We start from the raw sequence: 16,965 nt of genomic DNA on the forward strand, positions 1-16,965 counted from the left end.
GCGCCTCCTGCGCGGCCGGTCCTTCGGCAAGCACCGCGCCGGCCGGCAGCGCGACCTGCTCGAAGCGCAGGTTCGAGGCCTGGCTGCCGTCGATCAGCGGCACGGGCGTCTCGCTCACGCCTTCGGTGCCGCGCGGCACCCACAGCAGCACCGCGTCGTCCTCGCCGCGCGCCGACACCAGCCAGCCGCTGGCGGCCGCGCCGGGCAGCGCCATGAGCTTCTCGCCCTGCAGCAGCACGCCGCCGCCAGAGCGACGCTCGCAGCCGCAGGCCAACGGCACCGCGCTCAGATCGCCCGCGCTCTCCTGCCAGGCCAGCGCGGGCAGGCTGCGGCCCGCGACCAGTTCGGCGAGCAAGGCGTCGGCGCCGGGCGTTCCCAGCCGTGCCAGCAGCAGCGCGCCGAGCCCCGCCACGGCAAGCAGCGGCTCGGGGGCCGCATGCTCGCCCGCCGCGCGGAAGATTTCCGCCGCGCCGTCGAGCCCCAGCGCGAGCCCGCCGGCCGATTCGGGCGCCAGCATGCCGGGCCAGCCGAGCGCGGCGATGTCCTGCCAGCCCTCGGCCTCGTCGGCCTCGTCGGTGCCGGGGCGCTCCATGCGAGCGCGCCGACGCTGCAGGGCACGGCTGCGATTGAAGTAGTCCAGCGCGGATTCGCGCACGGCGGCAAGTGATTCCAGATCCATCGCCGCAGCGTGACAGAAGCCCCCGCAAAGCGGCATTTGCATTTGCCGAAGGGAGGGTTTCGCAATCAGAGAGCCGCTGCGCGCGCGTGGGGCTAGATTCGCCCCCATGACCACCAAGATCAAGAAATCCCTGCACACCGAGCTGGGCCACAGCACGCCCGACAGGATCACCGTGCGCGGGCGCGACCTGCCCTCGGAGATCCTCGGCCACCTCAACCTCGGCGACATGGCCTTCCTGGAGCTGACCGGGCGCATCCCCACGCCGCAGGAGTCGGTGACCTTCAACGCCATCGTCGTCACGCTGGTGGAGCACGGCGTCACGCCCAGCGCGCTGGCCGCGCGCCTCACCTACGCAGGCGCGCCCGAGGCGCTGCAGGCGGCCGTGGCGGCCGGCCTGTGCGGACTGGGCACGGTGTTCGTCGGCAGCACCGAGGGCGCGGCGAAGATGCTCTACGAGGCCATTCCCTTCGGCGAGAAGCCCTCGCGCCCGCTGGCCGACATGGCCAGGGACATCGTGGCCGACCACCGCGCGCGCAAGCTGATCGTGCCGGGGCTGGGCCATCCGCTGCACAAGCCCATCGACCCGCGCACGCCGCGTCTCTTCCAGATCGCGGCGGAGAACGGGCTTTCCACGCACTATGTCGCGCTGATGCAGGCGGTGCAGGAAGAAGCCGAGCGCGTCTCGGGCAAATCGCTGCCGATCAACGCCACCGGCGCCATCGGTGCGATCGCGGCCGAGTTCGGCTTTCCCTGGAAGATCATCCGCGGCTTCGGCGTGATGGCGCGCGCCATCGGCCTCGTGGGCCACATCCTGGAGGAGATCGACGACCCGATGGCCATCGAGATCTGGCAGCGCGTGGAAAAGGAAGCGGGCGGCCCCCGCCAGGATTGAGCAGAAATCGATGAACAACGCCAACGACAAGAACTTTCCCGACATCCGCGACGCGGTGCGCGACCTGTGCGCGCAGTTTCCCGACGCCTACTTCCGCAAGATCGACGAAGCGCGCGGCTACCCTGCCGAATTCGTCGACGCGCTCACCAGGGCCGGATGGATGGCCGCGCTGATCCCGCAGGAGTACGGCGGCTCGGGCCTGGGCCTGACCGAGGCCTCGGTGATCATGGAAGAGATCAACCGCTGCGGCGGCAACTCCGGCGCCTGCCACGGCCAGATGTACAACATGGGCACGCTGCTGCGCCACGGCAGCGAGGCCCAGAAGCGCGCCTACCTGCCGAAGATCGCCAACGGCGAGCTGCGCCTGCAGTCCATGGGCGTGACCGAGCCCACCACCGGCACCGACACCACGAAGATCAAGACCACCGCCGTGAAGAAGGGCGACCGCTACGTGGTCAACGGCCAGAAGGTGTGGATCTCGCGCATCCAGCACTCCGACCTGATGATTTTGCTGGCGCGCACCACGCCGCTTTCGGAGGTGAAGAAGAAGTCGGAAGGCATGTCGATCTTCATCGTCGACCTGCGCGAGGCCATCGGCAAGGGGCTCGAGGTACGGCCCATCCTCAACATGGTCAACCACGAGACCAACGAGCTGTTCTTCGAGAACCTGGAGATCCCGGCCGAGAACCTCATCGGCGAGGAAGGCCAGGGCTTCAAGTACATCCTCGACGGGCTGAACGCCGAGCGCACGCTGATCGCGGCCGAGTGCATCGGCGACGGCTACTGGTTCATCGACCGGGTCACGAAGTACACGAAGGAACGCGTGGTGTTCGGCCGGCCCATCGGCCAGAACCAGGGCGTGCAGTTCCCCATCGCCGAGTCCTTCATCGAGGTGGAGGCGGCCAACCTCATGCGCTACGAGGCCTGCCGCCTCTTCGACGCGCACCAGCCCTGCGGCGCGCAGGCCAACATGGCGAAGTACCTCGCGGCCAAGGCGAGCTGGGAGGCGGCCAACGCCTGCCTGCAATTCCACGGCGGCTTCGGCTTCGCCTGCGAATACGACATCGAGCGCAAGTTCAGGGAGACGCGGCTGTACCAGGTGGCGCCGATCTCGACGAACCTGATCCTGAGCTACGTGGCGGAGCACATGCTCGGCCTCCCCCGTTCCTTTTGACTAACCCCCAGGCTTCGCGCACTTCGTGTCGCTTCGCCACCCCCCTTGCAGGGGGCAACGCCTGCGGCCCGGCAAAGCCGGTTCCGCGGCATTCCACGAAAGGATCATTCATGACGTCCGCTGCTGTTGATCATCCGAGCAAGGTGCTCGCGACTTTCGCCGCCGAGCTGAGGTTCGACGCCATCCCCGCCCCCGTGCTTCGCCGCACCGAGGACCTGATGCTCGACTGGCTGGGCTCCGTGCTCGCCGCGCGCACCGCACGGCCGGTGCGCAGCATCGAACGATTCGCGCAGATGATGGGCCCCGCCGAGGGCCCCAGCGAGCTGCTGACTTCGCGCCGCACCACCTCGCCGGTTTTCGCGGCGCTGGTCAACGCGGCCGCCTCGCATTTCGTGGAGCAGGACGACGTGCACAACGGCTCGGTGTTCCACCCGGCCGCAGTCGTCATCGCGCCCGCGCTGGCCGTGGCGCAGAGCATCGGCGCGAGCGGCGCGCAACTGCTCACGGCCGTTGTCGCGGGCTATGAGGTCGGCATCCGAGTCGGCGAATTCCTCGGCCGCTCGCACTACAAGACCTTCCACACGACCGCGACGGCCGGCACGCTCGCCGCAGCCGCGGCGGTGGGCCGGCTGCTGGAGCTAACGCCGCGGCAGATGCTGCACGCCTTCGGCTCGGCCGGCACGCAGTCGGCCGGTGTGTGGGAGTTTTTGCGCGACGCGGCCGATTCCAAGCAGCTGCATTGCGCGCACGCCGCCGCCAGCGGCCTGATGTCGGCTTACCTCGCGCAGGACGGCTTCACGGGCGCCGCGAAGATCCTCGAAGGCGCGCAGGGCCTGGGCGTGGGCATGTCCAGCGACGCCGACCCGGCCAGGCTCACCGACGGCCTCGGCACGCGCTGGACACTGGCCGAGACCTCCTTCAAGTACCACGCCTCCTGCCGCCACACCCATCCCGCCGCCGACGCGCTGCTGCAGGTGATGACGCAGAACAAGCTGAAGCCTGCCGACGTGTCGGGCGTGACCACGCACGTGCACCAGGGCGCCATCGACGTGCTGGGCCGTGTGGACGTGCCCGCCACGGTTCACCAGGGCAAGTTCTCGATGGGCACGGTGCTGGGTCTGATCGCGGTGCACGGCCGCGCGGGCCTGGGCGAGTTCGACCGCGACTTCCTCGCGCCCGAGGTCTCGGCCTTCCGCGAGAAGGTGACGATGCAGCTCGACGAGGAGGTGGACACCGCCTACCCCGCACGCTGGATCGGCAAGGTCAGCGTGCGGACCGCCGACGGCCGCACGTTGCAGGGCCGCGTCGACGAGCCCAAGGGCGACCCCGGCAACAGCCTGAGCCGCGTCGAGATCGAGGACAAGATGCAGCGCCTCGCGCACTACGGCGAAGGCGCGACGGCGGAGGAAGCCAAGGCGCTGTGCCAGCGCATCTGGCAGCTGGCCGACACGCCGCGCGTGGGACTCTGGCTGGCCTGAAACCGTTCAGGCCGGCGCGGTCCAGGCGAAGAGCCGGCCGCAGCCCGGCGAGCGCGCATCGAGCCCCGCGGTGCGCGCCAGGTCCCAGAAGCCGGCGGGCGAGCTGGACACCACGGGCACCTGCAGGCGCTCCTCGACCTCGCGCACCGCATCGAGCGTGACCAGTCCGCCGCAGGAGATCAGGATGCCGTCGGCGCCCGGCCTGGCCTCGAACACCTTCACGCAAAGGTCCACCAGCGCCTTGGTCGGCACCTTGCCCACGGCCTGCACGTCGGAGATCGACAGGCCTTCGAGCGCCAGTGGCTCGAAGCCGCTGTGCTCCAGGTAGCGGCGCAGCTGCGCGTTGACCTCGTCGATGTAGGCCGTGGCCACCGCCACGCGCCGCACCTTCAGGTGCCGCAGCCCGTTGACGATGGCGTTGCTCATGGTGGTGCAAGGCAGGCCGGTGGCGCGCGCCATCTCGATCTCGAGCTGGCGGTTGAAGTCGGCGCCGCGAAAGAAGCTCAGCGAGGTTCCCATGAGCGAGATCGCGGAAACGCCCTCCTCCTTGAGCGCCACGGCCTTCCCGACCACCGAATCGATCACGTCCAGATAGCCGCGCGTGGAGATCTCGCCCAGGCCCAGCCCGAGCGCGCTGAAGCGGATGCGCTCGCCGTACAGCAGCGGACCGTCCACCGGCACCGCGCCCGCCGCCGGCGGCACGATCAGGCCCAGATGAGGCTGCGCCATGCTCAGCTCCCCTCGGCCACGATGTGCTGGTCCGCGATGATCTTTTTCCACCGCAAAGTCTCCGCCGCCATGTCCTTGCCGAGCTGGGCCGGCGTCGAGTAGGCACGCAGCGTGCCCTGGGCGGCAGCCGCGGTGCCGGCTTCGGGCGTGTCGAGCACCGATTTCACCGCGGCCGACAGCTTGTCGACGATGTCGTTGGGCGTGCCGGCCGGCGCCAGCACGAAGATGCGCGGCGCCACGTCGAAGCCCGGCAGGGCATCGGCCAGCGGCGGCACGCTTTCCGCGCCTTCGAGCTTGGCGGTGTTCATCATCGCCAGCGCGCGCAGCTTGCCCGCCTTGGCCTGCGCCATGCCGGCGGTGGCACTCACCACGCCGAGGGGAATCTGGCCGCCGATCACGTCGGGCACGATCTGCGCGGCGCCGCGATACGGCACGTGCACCACCTGGCTGCCCGTGGCCTGCTTGAGCATCTCGAAGCCCAGGTGCTGCACCGTGCCCACGCCCGAGGTGGCGTACGAGTAGCGCGAGGCGTTGGCCTTGAGCTCCTTCACCAGCTCGGCCGGCGTCTTCGCGGGGAAATCGTTGCCGGCCACGATCATCAGCGGCGAGATGAAGGCCCCCGCCACCGGCTTGAAGCTGGTGAGCGGGTCCAGCGCGATCTTCGGCTGCAGCAGCTTGGCGGCGAGCAAGGCGCTGTCGCCCATCATCAGCGTATAGCCGTCGGGCGGCGCCTTGGCGACGAAATCGGCTGCGATGAGGCCGGTGGCGCCGGTGCGGTTCTCCACCAGCACCTGCTGGCCCAGCACATTCGACAGCCGCGTGCCGAGCAGGCGCGCTACCGCGTCGACGCCACCGCCGGCCGAATAGCCGACGATGAGGCGGATGGGCTTGTCGGGGTACTTCTGGGCCTGGGCCCAGGCCATGGGCGCCGCGAGGGCACCCATGAGTCCGAGGGCGGCCATCGCGCGCAATGCATGGCGGCGCGCGGGCGGTCGAATCGCTTGTCTGGCTTTCATCATGTCTCCGTTGTCTGTGTCGGACGCCGGCCGTCTGTCGCGGCGCGGTCGTGTGGGAAGAAAGTGTGGCTCAGGCCTTGCCCTTGCCGTGCGAGGTCGGCAGCTTCGCCAGCTCGCGCACGCGATCCGCGTTCGGCGCGAAGCCCAGGCCCGGTGTCTCGGGCAGCGTGAGCCAGCCCTGGTCGGGCACGGGCAGGCCGTCGAAGATCTGCTTGAGCATCTGCACCGCGACGTAGTGGTACTCGACCAGTCCGCCATTCGACACGCCCGCGTGCAGGTGCATGTTGTGGAAGGGCCATGCGCCGCCGTTGTCGATGGGCACGTTGAAGGCCTGCGCCATGCCGGCGATCTTCAGCACCTGCGAGTAGCCGCCCGAGATGGTCACGTTGGGCTGCAGCACGTCGGCGGCCTGGTTCACCAGCAGGTCGCGAAAGCGGAAGGCCAGGCCCTCGTTCTGCCCGCAGGCCAGCGGAATGCGGGTGCGCGAGCGCAGCTGGGCCATCTGGCGCACGTCGTTCTGCGTGAGCGGCTCCTCGAAGAAACTGATGCCGTAGGGCTCGATGCGGTGTGCCAGCTCGGTGGCGTGGAACAGGTCGAGGCCGCAGTTGGCGTCGACGTAGAGCTTGACATCGGGGCCCACGGCCTCGCGCACGGCGGCGACGCGGCGCACGTCTTCCGCGATGACTTCGTCGAGCGGCCGAGGTTCGTCGCGGCGCGCGAGCGCGTGGTTGCCCACGGTCATCTTCAGCCGCTGGAAGCCCTGCGACACCCACAGCTTGGCGGCAGCCGCGAGCTGGTCGCGCTCGAAGAAGCCGAAGCCGAAGGTGGCGTACACCGGCACCTTCGCGCGCGCGCCGCCCAGCAGGCGCCACAGCGGCTGGCCGAGCGCACGGGCCTTGATGTCCCACAGCGCGATGTCGAGCGCGGCGATGGTGTGGCTCGCGTAGCCGGTCTGGCCGCGCGGCGAGAGCAGCCAATAGAGCTTTTCCCACAGGCGCTCGGTGGCCATCGGGTCTTCGCCGACCAGCGCGGGGCCGGCCACCTCGCGCACGGCGGCGGCGATGATTTCCTCCTCGGTGATGGCCGTCATGCCGTGGCCGACGAGGCCGGTGTCGGTCTCGATCTCGGTGAGGCACAGCGACAGCGAGGTCTGCTTGTTCAGGCCGACCACGTCGATGGTGACGGGAATGTTCAGCGGCGTGGCGCTGACGCGAACGATCTTCAAGTCTGTCTCCTTTGCTGGAGCGCGCATCTTTGCGCGCGCGCCGCCGGAGAACAATTCGTTTTTGGCGGGAGCGAGGCTTCGCGCGGCGCGAAGGCTCGACGGATCCGGCAGCTCAGTCGGGCAAACCCAGGTGCTCCAGCACCGAGCGCGCGGCCACCGTCAGGTCCTGCTGCCTGCGCACGCACAGCAGGTGCCGGCGCAGCGCCCACGGCGCGTCGAGCTTCAGGCAGCGCAGCTTCAGTATCTGCAGCTGCGGCAGGATGGCCGCATAGGGCAGCACGCCGATGCCCACGCCCTGCTCCACCATGCGGCAGACCATGTCGAAGCTGCCCACCTGCATGCGCACCTTCAGCGGCACGCCGGCCTCCAGAGCGGCGGCCAGCAGCACTCGGTGCAGGGCCGTGCCTTCGCGCACCACGATGTGGTCGTGGCGCAGCACCTCGTCCACGCCGATGCGCCTGCGCCGCGCCAGCGGATGGTCGCGCGCAACCACCACGGCCAGCTCGTCGGTGCGGTAGGGCAGGCATTCGAGGCCGTCGGCGGGCGTGTTGCCCTCGATCACGCCGATGTCGGCAAGACCCGCCTGCACCGCCTTCACCACCTCGGTGCTGGCGCGCTCCTGCAAATCGATCTTCAGCACAGGGTGCAGGCGCAGGAAGGAGCCGATCTGCGCCGGCAGGAACTGCGCGATGGTCGACGCATTGGCCGTGATGCTGACCACGCCGGCCACGCCGTTCTGGAAGTCGTCGAGTTCGGCGCCCAGCCGGTCCATGGCCGAGAGCACGGCGCGCGCATGCAGCAGCAGCCCGTGGCCCGCCGAGGTGAGCGTGACGCCGCGCGCATGGCGCACCAGCAGCGGCAGCCGCGCGCGGGCTTCGAGGTCGGAGATTCGTTTGCTGGCCGCCGCGAGCGCGATGTGGCAGCGCTTGGCGCCCTCGCTGATGCTGCCGTGATCGGCCACGGTCACGAACAGGCGCAGCGACTTCAGGTCGGCGGACATGCGCCCCCGTCGTTCAGGTGTTTCGAGGAGCCGATGTATCGCCCACGATGCGCTCGCTCGCCACGGCCAAGGTCAGGAACACCGCGGAACCGGCTTTGCCGGGCCGCAGGTGTTGCCCCCTGCAAGGGGGTTGGCGAAGCGACACGAAGTGCGCGAAGCCTGGGGGTGAGCGTCATGACGCGACGAGGTGGTCGAACAGTTCGCGCGCGGAGGCTGGCAGCTGCTCGCGGCTGCGCGCGATCAGCTTCAGCTCGCGCTCGGCCCAGGCGTCGCTGAGCGCCACGGTCGAGATGCGCATGGCCATCGACAGCCGCTGCGCCGACGACGCCGGCAGCACGCCGACGCCAACACCCGCCTCGATCATCAGGCAGATGGCCTCGAAGCTGCTGACCTGGATGCGCGGGTTGAAGCCGCGCCCCGCGAGTTCGGCCCGGCGCTGCAGGAAGCGGTGGATGGCGCTGCCGTGGTGCAGGCCCACGTGCTGCTCTTCGAGCGTGTCGGCAAAGGCCACCGAGGGCGCGCCCGCGAGGCGGTGCGTGGCAGGCACCACCAGCACGAGCTGGTTGCTGCCGAAGGGGCGCGCGTCGAAGTCGCCCGTATGCACGTCGCCCGCGAGGATGCCGATGTCGGCCTCGCCGTCCGCCACCGCGCGCACGATCTCCTCGCTGAGGTATTCGCGCAGGTCCACCTGCACGGCCGGATGCTGCGTGAGGAAGCCCGCCAGCTTCTGCGGCAGGTATTCGGTGATGGAAGTGGTGTTGGCGAACACCCGCACGTGGCCCTTGATGCCCTTGCCGAAGTCCTGCATGTCGCAGCGCAGGTGCTCCATCTGCTGCATCACGCGCTTGGCGTGGTAGAGCACCGCCTGCCCCGCCGCCGTGAGGCTCACGCCCTGCGCGCTGCGATGCAGCAGCTTGCCGCCCACGGCTTCTTCCATCTGCTTGATGCGCGTGGAGGCGGCGGCCAGCGAGATGCAGGCCTTCTCCGCGCCGCGCGTGAGGCTGTGCGCGTCCGCCACGTAGACGAACAGTTTCAGGTCGAACAGGTCGAAGTGCAGGTTCACCGGGCGCCGGTATCAAGGGGAAACGGAACGCGCATTGTCCGGCGAATGAGCCCGCTCGCCGCCCCGTGCGGGTTTGTCCTCAGACCGGGTCCCAGCTGAACACGTCCGCCGAGCGGTCGAGCTCGAAGAAGCTGGCGCGCATCGCGGGCATGGCGTGCTCGGCGATGCTCTGCGGCGTCCAGCCCTCCGAGCGGTGGATGGAGCGCACCGGGCGCGGCTGGCTGATGAGCGAGATCTCGTTGTTGCGCACCGAGAAGATCTGGCCGTTGACCGCCGCCGCGGCGTCGCTCGCAAGGTAGACCGCCAGCGGCGCGACCTTGGCGGGCGTCATCTGCTTGATCTTGTCGACGCGGGCGCGCTGCTCGTCGGTGTCGGTGGGAATCGCGCCGATCATGCGGCTCCAGGCGAAGGGCGCGATGCAGTTGGAGCGCACGTTGAATTTCTGCATGTCCAGCGCGATCGACTTCGACAGCGCCACGATGCCGAGCTTGGCCGCCGCGTAGTTGGCCTGCCCGAAGTTGCCGATGAGGCCCGAGGTCGAGGTCATGTGCACCAGCGCGCCCGAGTTCTGCTCCTTGAAGTGCGTGGCGGCCGCGCGGCTCGTGAAGTACGCGCCGTACAGGTGCACCTTGAGCACCGAGTCCCACTCGTCCACCGACATCTTGTGGAAGAAGCGGTCGCGCAGGATGCCGGCGTTGTTCACCACCGCGTCGATGCGCCCGAAGCTCTCTACGGCGCATTCGACGATACGCGCCGCGCTCGCGGCATCGGCCACGCTGTCGGTGCTGGGCACGGCCTGCCCGCCGGCCGCGCGGATCTCGTCGGCCACCTGCTGCGCCGGCCCAGCGCTGCCGCCGGCACCATCGAGCGCCGCGCCGATGTCGTTGACCACCACCTTCGCGCCATGCGCCGCCATCGCCAGCGCGATGTCGCGCCCGATGCCGCCGCCCGCGCCGGTGACGACGACCACTTTTCCTTCAACCATGCTTGCCTCTGCTGTGGATGTTCGTTCGCCCGCGGGGTCGCGGGCGAAATCCAGAATGCCACAGGGAGGGCGACAGCGGGTTTGGGGTTTCCGAAGAGGGGCTTCGGCGGCCGGCCCCCCGGGCTTTACTGCCTTGCCGTCCGGATGTTCGGCGGCAGCGCCTGCGGCCAGCTCGTGCGGAACGGATTGATGTCCAGCCCGCCGCGCCGCGTGTAGCGCGCATACACCGCGAGCTTGGTCGGCTTGCAGCGGCTCCAGATGTCCGTGAACATGCGCTCGGCGCAGGGTTCGTGGAACTCGTTGTGGTTTCGGAAGCTGATGATGTACGCGAGCAGGCCGGCCTGGTCGATGGGCGGGCCGCTGTAGCGGATCTGCACGCTGCCCCAGTCGGGCTGGCCGGTGACGAGGCAGTTGCTTTTCAGCAGGCGGCTGGTGAGGGTCTCGTTGACGGGGGCCTGCGTGGCGTCGCTGCTCAGCAGCTCGGGCGTGGGCTGGTAGTGACTGCACTCGATGTCGAGGCGGTCGAGGTCGAGGCCGTCGAGCTCGTGCACCGGCTCGCGGTCGAACATGTCGGGCGCCAGCAGGGTCACGCCGATGGTGGCCTGCTGGTCGCTGCCGCGCCACGCAGCCTCCGACAGGTCGGCACGCAGGCGCTCGCGCACCGCGTCGACGCTGGCGAACTGGCTGTTGTTGAAACTGTTGAGGTAGAGCTTGAAGCTCTTGCTCTCGATGATGTTGGGCGTCTCGCAGGGGATGGTGAAGTGCGCGATGGCCAGCTGCGGCTTGCCGCGCAGGTTGAGCCAGCTCACCTCGAAGGCGGTCCATAGGTCGGCGCCGAAGAAGGGCAAAGCACCGGCCTTGATGCCCATGGCCTCGCGCTGCGTGGCGCGCGCGATGGGGAACAGCAGCGAGGGGTCGTAGTGGTCGGCGTAGGCCGAGGCACGGCCCAGTTGCGATTGCTCGGGGGTGTTGGGGTTGTGGTCTGTGCTCATGGCTTTGAATTTCTGGCTTCGGCCGCGTGCGCGAACGGTGCGATGTGGTCGGCGAGGATGGCGCACACCTCGGGCGGCAGGTCGTGGCCCATGCCGGGAACGGAAACGAATTTCGAGCCCGGAATGCGCCGGGCCGTGTCTTCGCCGCAGGCGATGGGCACGAGCGCATCGGCATCGCCGTGCAGCACCAGCGTGGGCGACTGGATGCTCGGCAGCAGCCTGGGGCGCTCGTCGTCGGCACCGATGGCCAGCATCTGCCGCATCAGGCCGGCCGGATGGTAGGAGCGGCGCATGCTGAAGACGAGCCGCTCGGAAAGCTCCTCGTCGGTCTGCGGATAGGCCGGGCTCTGGATGAGCCGCAGCAGCCGGATACTGTGCGCGACCAGCGCGGCCTCGTCGCGGCCCGCCGGGCGGCGCATGAGCATGGAGGTGACCTCGCGGCGCGGGCCGGGCAGGCCGCGCGCGCCGCTGGAACTCATGATGCTCACGAGGCTGGTGCTGCGCTGCGGCGCGAAAGCGGCGATGCGCTGGGCGATCATGCCGCCCATGGAGGCGCCGACGATGTGGGCCTTGCCGATGCCCAGCGCGTCGAGCACGCCGAGCGAATCGAGCGCCATGTCCTGCAGGGTGTAGGCCGAACGCACCTTCAGGCCGAGCCGGTGGCGGATGGTTTCCCACACGAGGTTGCCCACGCCCGCGTGGTCGAAGCCCTGGCTCAGGCCGATGTCGCGGTTGTCGTGGCGCACCACGCGAAAGCCCGCGTCCACCAGCTGCTGCACGAAGGCCGTCGGCCACGCGACGAGCTGCATGCCCAGACCCATGATGAGCAGGATGACGGGGCGCCCTTCGCCTCCGCTGTCGTCGACCTCGATCTGCAGCCCGTTGGCGGTGACTTTCATCGATTGCTTCGCTGTGCCTGCGCTTACTTGAACTCGCGCTCGCGCAGCCACTTGGTGGCGACCCATTTCTCGCCCGCCAGCACCGGCGCGCCGCCGTGCAGGGTGCGGGTGACGGGGTCGGGCCGGTCGTAGCTGAAGAACACGCCGCAGCCGCGCGCCGGGGCCACTTCGAGGCCCACGTCGGGAAAGGTGGTGGCGCCGCCGCCCTCGGGCTCCTGCAGGTACATCACCAGCGTGGCGACGCGCTGGCCGCCGCGCTTGAGGATGGTGGGCGTGCCGGGCTCGCTGGGGTCGAAGTAGTCGTAGTGCGGGCGGTACTGCGCACCGGGGGCGTAACGCAGGATCTGCAGGCCCTCGCCGAACTCGAGCGGCCAGCGCAGCAGCGCGGCGATGCGCTGCTCGAGGCGCGCGACGATCTCGTTCTCGCCGCGCTCGAAGAACATGCCGTCGCTGGTGCGGTCGACGTTGAGCACCTCGCCGCCGGTGCGCGTCTCGACCGTGAGCGAGCGCGCGAGCCGCACGCGCGCGGCGGCGATCAGGCCTTCGCACTCCTCGGCCGACAGCAGGTTGCCGAAGACCACCACGCGCGGATGCCGCATGGTCTGCAGCACCTGCACGCGGCGATCGCCCGCGTCGATGTAAAGCGGCGCGCCGTCGAGGTCGGGCCCGGGCATCTTCGCCTGCACGGGCGGCAGCGCGACTTCCACGTTCGGGAAACCGGCTTCGAGCTGGGCCAGCGCCACGTCGGCGGCGGCGTCCTGCCAGCCCGCCGCGCGCATGGACGCGCGCAGCGCCGGCACCGAATGCCCGGCCGCGAGCTGGGCCACCAGCCATTCGCGCAGTTCCGGACTGATCGCTTGCGACATCTCAGTATTCCTCCAAGTTGCGCCAAGACTCAAGACGCATGAAACCACCGCTGCTCGCACCAGGAACACCGCGGAACCGGCTTTGCCGGGCCGCCGGCGTTGCCCCCTGGAAGGGGGTTGGCGAAGCGACACGAAGTGCGCGAAGACTGGGGGTCATCCCAGCCTTCTCCTGAACACCAGCCTTTCGGCTGTCGATACCTGAGCGTCGAAACCATAACCCTCGAGGTCGAACTTTTCCAGTGCCTTGGGCGTGGCCGCCTTGTGCTGCACGGCCCAGCGCGCCATCAGGCCCCGGGCACGCTTGGCGAAGAAGCTCACGATCTTGTACCTGTCGCCCTTCCACTCCTCGAACACGCATTCGACCACACGGGCCTTGAGCACCTTGCGGTCCACCGACTTGAAGTACTCGTTCGACGCGACGTTGATGACCACCGGCGAGCTGTCGGCCGCGAGGCGCTGGTTCAGGTGCTCGGCGATGCGCGAGCCCCAGAAGGCGTAGAGGTCCTTGCCGTGGCGGTTGGCGAGCTGGGTGCCCATCTCGAGGCGATAGGGCTGCAGCAGGTCGAGCGGGCGCAGCAGGCCGTAGAGGCCGCTGAGGATGCAGACGTGGTCCTGCGCCCAGGCCAGCTGCGCCTTCGTGAGGGTGCGGGCATCGAGCCCGCCGTAGACGTCGCCGTCGAAGGCGAAGGCGGCCTGGCGGGCGTTCTTCGGGCTGCTCTTGCTGGACCAGGCTTCGTAGCGGGCCACGTTCAGGGCCGAGAGCTTGTCCGACAGGCTCATGAGCTCGGAGATCTGCTGGGGCGACTTCTCGCGCAGCAGCTTGATGAGTTCGACCGAGGGGCCGCGGGGCGATTCGAAATGGGGCTGGGTGGCGGGGATTTCGGAGGGGACGGGGGTTTCGTAGTCGAGCGACTTCGCAGGGGAAAGCAGGAACAGCATGCCGGAATTATCAGTGGCGGCCGTGACGGGGAGCCGCCCCGGTAAAATCGCGGGCTACCTCACCTGTGTCCCCCAACGGCTCCCCAAGGGCCGTTCTGCATTTCCCCATGAGCGAACCCACCACCCCTCCCGCCCAGCCTGGTCTGGACAGCCTTTCCAAATCGTTCGAGCCCGCCGCCATCGAGGCGCACTGGGGCCCCGAATGGGAGAAGCGCGGCTATGCAAAGGCCGGCTTCAGAGGCACGCAGCAACCCAGGGAAGGCGCCGAATCGTTCGCGATCCAGCTGCCGCCGCCCAACGTGACGGGCACGCTGCACATGGGCCATGCGTTCAACCAGACGATCATGGACAGCCTCACGCGCTACCACCGCATGAAGGGCGACAACACGCTGTGGGTGCCGGGCACCGACCATGCGGGCATCGCGACGCAGATCGTGGTGGAGCGCCAGCTGCAGGAGCAGAAGGTCAGCCGCCATGACCTGGGCCGCAAGAACTTCGTGGCGCGCGTGTGGGAGTGGAAGGAAAAGTCGGGCAACACCATCACCGAGCAGATGCGCCGCATGGGCGACACGGTGGACTGGAGCCGCGAGTACTTCACCATGGACGACGACCTCTCCAAGGTCGTCACCCACACCTTCGTGAAGCTGTACGAGGAAGGCCTGATCTACCGCGGCAAGCGCCTTGGCAACTGGGACCCGGTGCTCAAGACCTCGGTGAGCGACCTCGAAGTGGAAAGCGAAGAGGAAGACGGCTCGCTCTGGCACATCGCCTACCCGCTCGAAGACGGCAGCGGCACGCTGACCGTGGCCACCACCCGGCCGGAGACCATGCTCGGCGACACGGCCGTGATGGTCCACCCCGAAGACGAGCGCTACAAGCATCTCATCGGCCAGCGCGTGAAGCTGCCGCTGGTGGACCGGCTGATCCCGATCATTGCCGACGACTACGTCGACAAGGAGTTCGGCACCGGCGTCGTGAAGGTCACGCCCGCGCACGACTACAACGACTACGCCGTCGGCCAGCGCCACAAGCTGGACATGATCGGCGTGCTCACGCTCGACGCCACCATCAACGACAACGCCCCCGAGAAGTACCGCGGCCTCGACCGCTTCGTGGCGCGCAAGGCCATCGTGGCCGACCTCGACGCGCTGGGCCTGCTGGTCGAGGTGAAGAAGCACAAGCTGATGGTGCCGCGCTGCGCGCGCTCGGGCGCCATCGTCGAGCCGATGCTCACCGACCAGTGGTACGTGGCCATGACGCGCCCTGGCGCCGACGGCCAGTCGATCGCGCAGAAGGCCATCGACGTGGTGAAGTCGGGCGAGGTGCGCTTCGTGCCCGAGAACTGGGTCAACACCTACAACCACTGGATGGAGAACATCCAGGACTGGACCATCTCGCGCCAGCTGTGGTGGGGCCACCAGATTCCCGCCTGGTACGACGAGGAAGGCAACGTGTACGTGGCGGAAGACGAAGCCGCCGCGCAGGCCAAGGCGCCCGGCAGGAAGCTGGTGCGCGACGAGGACGTGCTCGACACCTGGTATTCGTCGGCGCTGGTGCCCTTCTCTTCCCTCGGTTGGCCGGAGAAGACGCAGGACCTCGACCTGTACCTGCCCTCGACCGTGCTGGTGACGGGCTACGACATCATCTTCTTCTGGGTCGCCCGGATGATCATGATGACCAAGCACTTCATCGGCAAGGTGCCGTTCAAGCACGTGTACATCCACGGCCTGGTGCGCGACGCGCAGGGCAAGAAGATGAGCAAGTCCGAAGGCAACGTGCTCGACCCGGTGGACCTGATCGACGGCATCGAGCTGCCCGCGCTCCTGGACAAGCGCACGCAGGGCCTGCGCAAGCCAGAGACGGCGCCGGCCGTTCGCAAGAACACGCAAAAAGAGTTTCCCGACGGCATCCCGGCCTTCGGCGCCGACGCGCTGCGCTTCACCTTCGCCTCGCTGGCCTCATTGGGCCGCAGCATCAACTTCGACTCGAAGCGCTGCGAGGGCTATCGCAACTTCTGCAACAAGCTGTGGAATGCCACGCGCTTCGTGCTGATGAACTGCGAAGGCCAGGACTGCGGCCTGCTGGAGCACAGCAAGGAGGACTGCAAGGTCGGCGGCAAGGCGCACGGCTACCTGAAGTTCAGCCGCGCCGACTACTGGATCGTGTCGAAGCTGCAGCGCGTGGAGGCCGAGGTGGCCCAGGGCTTCGAGGAGTACCGCCTCGACAACGTGGCCACCGCGATCTACCAGTTCGCCTGGGACGAGTTCTGCGACTGGTACCTGGAAATCGCCAAGGTGCAGATCCAGACCGGCGACGACGCGCAGAAGCGCGCCACGCGCCGCACGCTGATCCGTGTGCTCGAGACGCTGCTGCGCCTGGCGCACCCGGTGATTCCGTTCATCACGGAAGAGCTGTGGCAGAAGGTTTCGAAGGTTGCAGGACGTGAGGGCGAGTCGATCATGGTCGCCGCCTATCCGAAGAGCCAGCCCGAGAAGATCGACGAGGCCGCCGAGGCGCATGTGGCGCGGCTGAAGGCGCTGGTGGATGCCTGCCGCACGCTGCGCGGCGAGATGAACGTATCGCCCGCCACGCGCCTGCCGCTCTACGCGGTGGCCGACGATGCCGAAGGCGCGGCCTTCCTGCGCGAATCCGCGCCGGTGCTGCAGGCGCTCGCCAAGCTCAAAGAAGTGAAGGTCTTCGACGACGAGGCCTCGTGGTCGGCTGCCGCCGAAGCCGCGCCGGTCGCGGTGGTGGGTGCCGCGCGCCTGTGCCTGCACATGGAGATCGACAAGGCCGCGGAGAAGGTTCGCATCGGCAAGGAAGTCGCGCGCGTCGAGGGCGAGATCGCCAAGGTGCACTCCAAGCTGGGTAACGAAGCGTTCGTCGCGAAGGCCCCGCCGGCCGTGATCGAGCAGGAACGTAAACGTCTGACTGACTTCACCGCCACTCTGGAACGTTTGCGCGATCAGCTTGTACGCCTCGGCTGACAGACTCCGGGTTTCGAAGGCGTTTAGGATGCCTGGAGCGG

The 16,965-nt window shown here is 68.7% G+C and carries 14 protein-coding genes and 1 pseudogene; 4 read left to right on the forward strand and 11 right to left on the reverse strand.

What is annotated here, in order from left to right; translation table 11 throughout:
- Positions 1-679, reverse strand: a pseudogene (locus QMO14_RS11175) (acyl-CoA dehydrogenase); the annotation flags it as partial.
- A 106-nt stretch (positions 680-785) separates the two neighbouring features.
- Here QMO14_RS11175 and QMO14_RS11180 point away from each other — a divergent pair.
- From QMO14_RS11180 to QMO14_RS11190, 3 genes are all read left to right on the forward strand, one after another.
- The gene (locus QMO14_RS11180) at positions 786-1,571 is read left to right on the forward strand and encodes a citryl-CoA lyase (RefSeq protein ID WP_301507129.1); all 786 of its coding nucleotides are present in this window, start codon (positions 786-788) and stop codon (positions 1,569-1,571) included.
- A 10-nt stretch (positions 1,572-1,581) separates the two neighbouring features.
- On the forward strand, positions 1,582-2,745 hold the full coding sequence (locus QMO14_RS11185; RefSeq protein WP_301507131.1) for an acyl-CoA dehydrogenase family protein: 1,164 nt from the start codon (positions 1,582-1,584) through the stop codon (positions 2,743-2,745).
- Positions 2,746-2,855: 110 nt separating this feature from the next.
- Positions 2,856-4,223, forward strand: coding sequence for an MmgE/PrpD family protein (locus QMO14_RS11190; protein ID WP_301507133.1), 1,368 nt, complete (start codon positions 2,856-2,858; stop codon positions 4,221-4,223).
- Positions 4,224-4,229: 6 nt separating this feature from the next.
- Here the strand turns inward: QMO14_RS11190 and QMO14_RS11195 are convergent, their stop codons facing one another.
- The 10 genes from QMO14_RS11195 to yaaA all read right to left on the reverse strand — a co-directional run bounded on the left by QMO14_RS11195 (position 4,230) and on the right by yaaA (position 13,937).
- On the reverse strand, positions 4,230-4,952 hold the full coding sequence (locus QMO14_RS11195; protein WP_301507135.1) for an aspartate/glutamate racemase family protein: 723 nt from the start codon (positions 4,950-4,952) through the stop codon (positions 4,230-4,232).
- A 2-nt stretch (positions 4,953-4,954) separates the two neighbouring features.
- Positions 4,955-5,968, reverse strand: a complete 1,014-nt coding sequence (locus QMO14_RS11200; protein WP_301507137.1) for a tripartite tricarboxylate transporter substrate binding protein — start codon at positions 5,966-5,968, stop codon at positions 4,955-4,957.
- A gap of 70 nt (positions 5,969-6,038) precedes the next feature.
- Positions 6,039-7,193, reverse strand: a complete 1,155-nt coding sequence (locus QMO14_RS11205; RefSeq protein WP_301507139.1) for a mandelate racemase/muconate lactonizing enzyme family protein — start codon at positions 7,191-7,193, stop codon at positions 6,039-6,041.
- Positions 7,194-7,305: 112 nt separating this feature from the next.
- The gene (locus QMO14_RS11210) at positions 7,306-8,193 is read right to left on the reverse strand and encodes a LysR family transcriptional regulator (protein ID WP_301507141.1); all 888 of its coding nucleotides are present in this window, start codon (positions 8,191-8,193) and stop codon (positions 7,306-7,308) included.
- A gap of 172 nt (positions 8,194-8,365) precedes the next feature.
- Positions 8,366-9,256, reverse strand: a complete 891-nt coding sequence (locus QMO14_RS11215) for a LysR substrate-binding domain-containing protein (protein ID WP_301507143.1) — start codon at positions 9,254-9,256, stop codon at positions 8,366-8,368.
- A gap of 79 nt (positions 9,257-9,335) precedes the next feature.
- Positions 9,336-10,241 (reverse strand): SDR family NAD(P)-dependent oxidoreductase, encoded by a 906-nt coding sequence (locus tag QMO14_RS11220; RefSeq protein WP_301507145.1) that lies wholly within the window; start codon positions 10,239-10,241, stop codon positions 9,336-9,338.
- A gap of 125 nt (positions 10,242-10,366) precedes the next feature.
- On the reverse strand, positions 10,367-11,233 hold the full coding sequence (gene queF / locus QMO14_RS11225) for an NADPH-dependent 7-cyano-7-deazaguanine reductase QueF (protein ID WP_301507147.1): 867 nt from the start codon (positions 11,231-11,233) through the stop codon (positions 10,367-10,369).
- The gene (locus QMO14_RS11230; RefSeq protein ID WP_301507149.1) at positions 11,230-12,132 is read right to left on the reverse strand and encodes an alpha/beta fold hydrolase; all 903 of its coding nucleotides are present in this window, start codon (positions 12,130-12,132) and stop codon (positions 11,230-11,232) included. The genes queF and QMO14_RS11230 overlap by 4 nt, the downstream gene beginning before the upstream one ends.
- A 23-nt stretch (positions 12,133-12,155) precedes the next feature.
- Entirely contained in the window at positions 12,156-12,998 is an 843-nt protein-coding gene (locus tag QMO14_RS11235) for a 2OG-Fe(II) oxygenase (RefSeq protein ID WP_301507151.1), read from the reverse strand.
- Between the two features lie 153 nt (positions 12,999-13,151).
- Entirely contained in the window at positions 13,152-13,937 is a 786-nt protein-coding gene (gene yaaA / locus QMO14_RS11240) for a peroxide stress protein YaaA (protein WP_301507153.1), read from the reverse strand.
- A gap of 107 nt (positions 13,938-14,044) precedes the next feature.
- Here yaaA and QMO14_RS11245 point away from each other — a divergent pair, with 107 nt between their 5' ends.
- The gene (locus QMO14_RS11245; RefSeq protein ID WP_301507155.1) at positions 14,045-16,924 is read left to right on the forward strand and encodes a valine--tRNA ligase; all 2,880 of its coding nucleotides are present in this window, start codon (positions 14,045-14,047) and stop codon (positions 16,922-16,924) included.
- Positions 16,925-16,965 lie beyond the last annotated feature (41 nt).

The organism is Variovorax sp. CAN15, from assembly GCF_030462475.1.
GTDB lineage: Bacteria > Pseudomonadota > Gammaproteobacteria > Burkholderiales > Burkholderiaceae_C > Variovorax.

Bases quoted from the DNA above. Each gene is read 5' to 3' on its own strand.
- QMO14_RS11180 (WP_301507129.1), top strand. From the start codon at position 786: ATGACCACCAAGATCAAGAAATCCCTGCACACCGAGCTGGGCCACAGC.
- QMO14_RS11185 (WP_301507131.1), top strand. From the start codon at position 1,582: ATGAACAACGCCAACGACAAGAACTTTCCCGACATCCGCGACGCGGTG.
- QMO14_RS11190 (WP_301507133.1), top strand. From the start codon at position 2,856: ATGACGTCCGCTGCTGTTGATCATCCGAGCAAGGTGCTCGCGACTTTC.
- QMO14_RS11195 (WP_301507135.1), bottom strand. From the start codon at position 4,952: ATGGCGCAGCCTCATCTGGGCCTGATCGTGCCGCCGGCGGCGGGCGCG.
- QMO14_RS11200 (WP_301507137.1), bottom strand. From the start codon at position 5,968: ATGAAAGCCAGACAAGCGATTCGACCGCCCGCGCGCCGCCATGCATTG.
- QMO14_RS11210 (WP_301507141.1), bottom strand. From the start codon at position 8,193: ATGTCCGCCGACCTGAAGTCGCTGCGCCTGTTCGTGACCGTGGCCGAT.
- QMO14_RS11220 (WP_301507145.1), bottom strand. From the start codon at position 10,241: ATGGTTGAAGGAAAAGTGGTCGTCGTCACCGGCGCGGGCGGCGGCATC.
- queF (WP_301507147.1), bottom strand. From the start codon at position 11,233: ATGAGCACAGACCACAACCCCAACACCCCCGAGCAATCGCAACTGGGC.
- QMO14_RS11230 (WP_301507149.1), bottom strand. From the start codon at position 12,132: ATGAAAGTCACCGCCAACGGGCTGCAGATCGAGGTCGACGACAGCGGA.
- QMO14_RS11235 (WP_301507151.1), bottom strand. From the start codon at position 12,998: ATGTCGCAAGCGATCAGTCCGGAACTGCGCGAATGGCTGGTGGCCCAG.
- yaaA (WP_301507153.1), bottom strand. From the start codon at position 13,937: ATGCTGTTCCTGCTTTCCCCTGCGAAGTCGCTCGACTACGAAACCCCC.
- QMO14_RS11245 (WP_301507155.1), top strand. From the start codon at position 14,045: ATGAGCGAACCCACCACCCCTCCCGCCCAGCCTGGTCTGGACAGCCTT.